Annotated in this window: 6 protein-coding genes; 4 read left to right on the forward strand and 2 right to left on the reverse strand. The window is 68.8% G+C overall.

Annotated elements, in window-relative coordinates; genetic code table 11:
- The first annotated feature begins 287 nt into the window (after window positions 1–287).
- Window positions 288–1,505: a pyridoxal phosphate-dependent aminotransferase gene (locus AC50YM_RS04580; RefSeq protein ID WP_494955782.1), complete on the forward strand. Its 1,218-nt coding sequence runs from the start codon at window positions 288–290 to the stop codon at window positions 1,503–1,505.
- Between the two features lie 284 nt (window positions 1,506–1,789).
- Here AC50YM_RS04580 and AC50YM_RS04585 read toward each other — a convergent pair whose 3' ends face one another.
- Both AC50YM_RS04585 and AC50YM_RS04590 read right to left on the reverse strand, forming a co-directional pair.
- Window positions 1,790–2,464 (reverse strand): LuxR C-terminal-related transcriptional regulator, encoded by a 675-nt coding sequence (locus AC50YM_RS04585; protein WP_494955783.1) that lies wholly within the window; start codon window positions 2,462–2,464, stop codon window positions 1,790–1,792.
- Window positions 2,461–4,059: an ATP-binding protein gene (locus AC50YM_RS04590; protein ID WP_494955784.1), complete on the reverse strand. Its 1,599-nt coding sequence runs from the start codon at window positions 4,057–4,059 to the stop codon at window positions 2,461–2,463. Before AC50YM_RS04590 ends, AC50YM_RS04585 begins: the two co-directional genes overlap by 4 nt.
- A gap of 433 nt (window positions 4,060–4,492) precedes the next feature.
- Between AC50YM_RS04590 and AC50YM_RS04595 the strand changes: the two genes are divergently transcribed.
- From AC50YM_RS04595 to AC50YM_RS04605, 3 genes are read left to right on the forward strand one after another with little or no spacing between them, the layout of a single operon-like run.
- Entirely contained in the window at window positions 4,493–5,926 is a 1,434-nt protein-coding gene (locus AC50YM_RS04595) for a PspC domain-containing protein (RefSeq protein ID WP_494955785.1), read from the forward strand.
- A gap of 1 nt (window position 5,927) precedes the next feature.
- The gene (locus AC50YM_RS04600; protein ID WP_494955786.1) at window positions 5,928–6,233 is read left to right on the forward strand and encodes a hypothetical protein; all 306 of its coding nucleotides are present in this window, start codon (window positions 5,928–5,930) and stop codon (window positions 6,231–6,233) included.
- A 3-nt stretch (window positions 6,234–6,236) separates the two neighbouring features.
- Window positions 6,237–6,491, forward strand: coding sequence for a PspC domain-containing protein (locus AC50YM_RS04605; protein ID WP_494955787.1), 255 nt, complete (start codon window positions 6,237–6,239; stop codon window positions 6,489–6,491).
- Window positions 6,492–6,577 lie beyond the last annotated feature (86 nt).

Genomic DNA, 6,577 nt, shown 5'->3' on the forward strand with positions numbered 1-6,577 from the left:
CGGTTCCCCAGATTTCCCTGAGGCGCAGACCATCATCGTGTTTTCAACACCGGAGAACCAGTCTACGCAACAACTGCGCCTACGTCGAACCGGCCCGGCCGGACCGGCGTCGTGTCGCGAAAACCAGCCCCGAGGGCCAGAAGCTAAACCCTGCCGCGATACCTTTTGGACGCCGCAGCAGTCACATTCCGCGGCGGCACGCCGGTCGATCCGGTGAACAGCATAGAGTAGTTTCCGTCGAAGCCCACAAGCAGCCACCGAAGCTGCAAGCAAAGAATGGACCCGCGATGCCCGCCGCCCGCATTTCACAGCGAATTTCCGCCATAGCCGAATCCGCCACGTTGGCTGTTGATGCCAAGGCGAAGGCGTTGAAGGCGGCCGGCCGCCCGGTCATCGGCTTCGGCGCAGGCGAACCGGACTTCCCGACCCCCGATTACATCGTGCAGGCAGCCATCGAAGCCGCCGTCCAGCCCAAGTTCCACCGCTACTCCCCTGCCGGCGGGCTGCCGGAGCTGAAACAGGCGATCGCGGCCAAGACGCTCCGCGATTCCGGCTACAAGGCAGAGGCGTCCCAGGTGCTCGTCACCAACGGCGGCAAGCAGGCCGTGTACAACACCTTCGCCACGCTGCTCGATCCGGGCGATGAGGTCATCGTCCCCACGCCGTACTGGACCACCTACCCGGAAGCCATCCGCCTTGCGGGGGGCGTGCCGGTCGAGGTCTTCGCCGGGCCCGAGCAGGAATACCTGGTCACGGTGGAGCAGCTTGAGGGCGCCCTGACGGACCGCAGCAAGATCCTGCTCTTCGTCTCCCCCTCCAACCCCACCGGCGCCGTGTACTCCCCGGAACAGGTCAAGGAGATCGGCCAGTGGGCCGCTTCGAAGGGCCTGTGGGTTGTCACCGATGAGATTTATGAGCACCTGACGTACGACGGCGTGCCCTTCACCTCGATCGCGACCGCCGTCCCGGAACTGGGCGACAAGGTGGTCATCCTCAACGGTGTTGCGAAAACCTACGCCATGACCGGCTGGCGCGTCGGCTGGATGATCGGCCCGGCCGACGTGATCAAGGCCGCCACCAACCTGCAGTCGCACGCCACGTCGAACGTCTCCAACATCCCGCAGATGGCTGCCCTCGCCGCGGTGTCCGGTCCGTTGACCGCCGTCGACGAGATGAAGCTGGCCTTCGACCGCCGCCGCAAAGCCATCGTGGCCGGGCTGAACGCCATCGAGGGTGTCGAATGCCCGACGCCGAAGGGCGCCTTCTACGTTTACGCGGACGTCCGCGCCCTGCTCGGCAAGGAGTTCCCGTCCGCGAACGGGCCCGTCCGGCCGGCGACCTCGGCTGAGCTCGCGGCCCTGATCCTGGACGAGGTCGAAGTGGCGGTGGTCCCGGGCGAGGCGTTCGGCCCCTCCGGCTACCTTCGCCTCTCTTACGCCCTCGGCGACGAGGACCTGGCAACCGGCGTCGCCCGACTGCAGGACTTCCTCGGCAAGGCCCAGTAGGACGCACCCGCGGATCCTGCAGCAATAGACCGGCGCTCCCCCACCTCGCACCGCGGGACATGTCCAGCCCCCGCACCACGCACCGCGGGACATGTCCAGCCCCCGCACCACGCACCGCGGGACACGTCCAGCCCCTGCACCACGCACCGCGGGACATGTCCAGCCGTCGAGACCAACCGTGGGCAGAATGGCATTTGGCCCACGGTTGGAGCCCAGGAATGGGCATGTCCCCCCGGGTACACCGGGCGGGAGCGTCCGGTTCTAGGCCGCCACGGGGCGGAGCGTCAGAGGAGGCGGCGTTCGGCGGCCCAGCGGGTGAGTTCGTGCCGGCTGGAGAGCTGGAGCTTGCGCAGCACCGCCGAGACGTGGGTTTCCACCGTCTTGATCGAGATGAACAATTCCTTGGCCACTTCCTTATAGCTGTAGCCGCGGGCGATCAGCCGCATCACCTCGAGCTCGCGGGCGGACAACCGGTCCAGTTCGTCGTCGGCGATATCGGCGGGGGCGGTTCCGAACGCATCCAGCACGAAGCCCGCCAGCCGGGGCGAAAAGACGGCGTCGCCACCGGCGACCCGGCGGACGGCGTCGGAGATCCCCGCTCCCGAAATGGTTTTGGTCACGTAGCCGCGCGCCCCGGCCCGGATCACCGAAACGACATCCTCCGCCGCGTCCGAGACGCTCAGCGCCAGGAACCGGGTGCTGCCCAGCAGCGGCGCCGAACCTGCCAGCACTTCGCGGCCGCCGCCGCCGAGACCGCCCGGCAGATGGACATCCAGGAGCACGACGTCGGGACGCACGGACGCGATCACCGCCACCGCCTCCTCGACTGTTCCGGCCTCGCCGGCAACAACGATGTCCGGGTCCAGATCGGCCTTCAGGCCGGACCGGAAGATGGCGTGGTCATCCACGATGACCACCCGGATCCCCGGTTGCGGGCTCCCCGCTTCGGTGTTGCTCACAGTCGTGCCTCTCCGTTGTTCTTGGCACCGATGTACTTGGCGCCGTTGTTTTTGACACCGTTGTTCCTGGCGCTGTTGCTGGTGGCGCCGGCTTCCGGGGCCCCGGAGGGCAGCCTCAGCCGCACCTCGGTGCCATCCGCGCTGCTGTTGATGGTGGCCGTTCCGCCGTTGCGGTTCATCCGTCCGATGATCGATTCGCGGACTCCGAGCCGGTCTTCGGGGATGGTGTCCGGGTCGAAGCCGGGTCCGCGGTCCTTGACGAACACCTCCGCGGAGCCGTCGGCCACTTCGAGGTACACCGACACCGGACCGCCGCCATGCCGGGCCGCGTTCAACATCGCCTCGCGGGCCGCCTGGACGAGAGCCTCATGGCGTTCGGACATGGCGCAGTCGCCCACGCTGACCACCTCGACGGCGTGGCCCAGGGAGTCCTCGACTTCCGCCGCAGCGGCCTGAATACCCTCGGACAGTTGCCCGGCTTCCTTGCCCGGGTCCCGATACAGCCAGCCCCTCAGCTCGCGTTCCTGGGCGCGGGCGAGGCGGACGACGTCGGTCTCGTTGCCGGCGCGCCGCTGGATCAGGGCCAAGGTCTGCAGCACGGAGTCGTGCAGGTGTGCCGCGATCTCAGCCCGTTCGGTCGCGCGGACCCGGCCGGCCCGCTCCGTCTCCAGGTCCCGAATGAATTTCAGCCCCCAGGGCAGCAGGACCAGTGCCACACCGCCGAGCACCGCCACCGAGGACAGCAGGGCCAGCCAGGTCTGTTCCCAGGACCCGGACCCGGAGACCATGACCAGGACCCCGGCCACCACGAGCGCCAGCCCGGCCGCCAGCCGGGCCCAGCCGCCGGCTTGGTCCGCCTTGGTCCTGTCCACGATCCCCGCCCGGCGGCTCTCATCCAGTTGCATCCAGGCAATGGCCGCGCCGCCCAGGATGGCCGCAACCGGAATCAGGGTTCCGAGCGGAACATCAACCCCCAGCAGGCGGGCGATCAGGATCCCGGCCGCCAGCAGCAGCCCCGCGCCCAGCAGAATCTCCTTGCCGTAGCGGATGGAGGTGGCCCTGCCCCGCCACGTGTCAGCCGGACCCGTCGCGGCTGGCGCGGGCACTCCCTGATACACCCCCGCCGCCGCAGCGGGGGACGTGGCGGCCGCAGTGGCAGGGGACGTGGCCGCCGCCGCTGACCCGTCGTGGGCCTGGAGGCCGTAGCTGTGCACGCGGTCCGGGTAGGGGTCGAAGGCGGTGTGCTCCGGGTACGGGTCGAAGGCGGTGTGGTCTGCGTAGGGGACTGTGCGGAAACGCCCGTAGGGGGCATAGGCCGGGGCGTCCGGCGCCGCAAAGGGTGCGCTGACCGCCGGGGCGATGGGCGACGTCGGCCGGCCGGCATTGCGCCTGGCGCTTTCGTCGGCGGTGGGCACCATAATCCACAGCCAGGCATAGAACGCTACGCCGGCGCCGCCGGCGAGCGCGGCTACCACCATGCCAATCCGGACCAGCCGCACCGGCCAGCCCAGATGGCGTGCGAGGCCGGCGCAGACGCCGGCAATCACCCGGTCACTGCCGCGAACCAGCGGCGGACGGGACACAGCGGTTGTCATGAGTCAATCCAAACACGGATCAGGGTGCCCCGGACCCGTTCCCGGCCCTAACCAGGGGCGACTCAGGGACAGTTCAGGGTGTTCCCCAGTAGAGCGGATCTGCGCCGGAGGGGAGGATCGAAGTATGAATCCGCACACTCCCAACCCCGATGAAGGCCCCGTCCCCGCAGGCCGCACCCCCGGGCAGTCCGCTGATGAGCCGGCCGGCCGGTCCGCCACCCGATCCGCGCCCACAGACCCGGCAGGGACGACTCCTGTTGATACCGCCGCGACGGCCCCTGTTGCCGCGACGGCCCCTGTTGACGCGACGCCTTCCGTTGACTCGACGCCCCCTGTTGATTCGTCTGCCACTCTCCGTCTGGATAAGTCCGCCACTCTGCCGCTGGACTTCCCGGCTGGCCCAACCGGACCCACTGGCCACACCGGCCCCGGAATGCTTCCTCCCCCGCCGCCCTACTCCGGCGCGCCCCACACCGGCCCAACGCCGCCGGCCTACTACGGTCCGACGCGCCCGCCGGCAGCCGGCCAGCCGCAGAATTTCTTCGACTGGATCCGAGGTCAGGGCATCCAGCGTGGCCGCGAGCGCTGGGTCGGCGGCGTCGCCAGCGGCATCGCACAGCGTTTCGGCGTCGACCCCCTGATTGTCCGGGGCATCATCGTCGTCCTGACCATCTTCGCGGGTATCGGGGTCCTGCTCTACGGCATCGCCTGGGCACTCCTGCCCGAACCCGACGGCCGCATCCACGTCCAGGAAGCCGCCGCTGGCCGCTGGTCGTCCGGGATGACCGGGGCCCTGATCACCGCGATCATCGGCTTCCCCAGCCTGGGCACCGGCGTCTGGGGCTGGGACCGCTACGGCTTCGGCCCCATCATCTGGACAGTCGTCTGGGTAGGCGGCGTTATTTGGCTCGTTTACTACCTGACTCAGCGCAACAAGTCCCGGATCGGAGACGCCCCAATGTCCTCGAATCCCCAGCCTGCCGGCCCGGCGGGCTCCGCTTACCCGGCGCCCCCGGCCGGAGCGTCAACCCCGTCAAACCCGGAAACCCCGTCGGCGCAGGCCTGGACGGCGCCCTTCGCCACCACCGGCTATGGCACGTCCGGCACGCTCCCCCGCTACGGCGAGCCACCTGTGCCCGGGCCGGACTGGGGCACACCTCCGCCGGCCGGTCCCATCCCTCCTGCCGGCGGCGGCTACCACCCCGTCCCCGGCGGCGGACCTGTTCCGCCGGCCAAGCCCAGGAACTTCGGCCCCGGCGCCCCCGCCGTCGCGGTCACGGCCGGAGTGGCCCTGCTCGTCGGTGGCGGTCTCAAGGCCCTCGACGTCGCCAACGTGATCGACCTCGGCACCGCCAGTAACGCCGTTGTCTGGGCCAGCGCCGCGGCAGTCATGGGTCTCGGCATCCTGTTCGCAGGCCTCCGGGGCCGCACCTCCGGCATCCTTGGGTTCTTCGCCGTTGCCGCCCTGATCACCGGCGGTATCTACAGCGCGCTGCCCAACAGCAACTTCCGCCCGCAGAACGCCGACTGGTCCCCGGTGAGCATCGAGCAGGCCCGTGGCGGGTTCGACATCACGGCCGGCTCCGGGATCGTGGACCTGACCAGGTTCCCGCTCAACCCGCCGCTGGGCACCGCGCTCGTGGTCCCCATCGACGCCACGGCAAGCAACCTCACGGTGGTCATCCCGGACACCGTTCCGGTGGAGGTCCGCGCCAACATGACCATGGGAAACATTAATGAGGGCAGCCGGAACCGCGGTGGTATGACCAACCAGCAAAGCAATTACAACACCGACAAACCGGGGGAAACACTGATCGTGGAAATCAACGGCACCTTCAGCAACGTCACTATCAAGGAAGGGAACTGACATGAGCAGCTATGACGCACCGACCGGCCGAGCGGAAAGCAACCTGGAAGGCAGCAACCCGGCCGCACCCCACGCGCCCGCGGTCCCCGAGCCGCAGGACTCCCCCGCACGTGTGGGCACGATCGTCTGGGGGCTGATCGTGGTGGCCCTCGCCGCGCTCCTTATCGTCTCCCAGCTCCGGCTGGTGGTCCTCAACGGCACCTATGTGCTGATCGGCTTGATGATTGGCGCCGGCGCGGCACTGGTGATCGGCGGGCTGCTCTCGGCCCGGGGACGTGACAAAGAACGCACAACAGGGAAGTCTTGAACCATGGAAAAGTTCTTCAATACCGTCAGGGGCCTTGGCCTGAAACGTGGACCGCAGCGCTGGTTGGGCGGTGTCTGCGGCGGGATCGCCGCCAAGCTGAACGTGGACGTGGCGTTCGTCCGGATCGGTTTCCTGCTCTTCGCGCTGCTTCCCGGTCCCGCCTTCGTGATCTACCTCGCGGCCTGGCTGCTGATCCCGGATCAGCGGAACGCCATCGTCCTCGAGTCCTTCCTGGCTAACCGCTCGATCAAGCCCTAGCCGCCGGAGCCCGAAGTGGGCCCCCCCCCGGCAGAGGGAATCCCCACCGTCAACACCTCTTTTCTTCCCCCCCAGCACCACCCAAA

The organism is Pseudarthrobacter sp. RHLT1-30-1 (assembly GCF_059383415.1).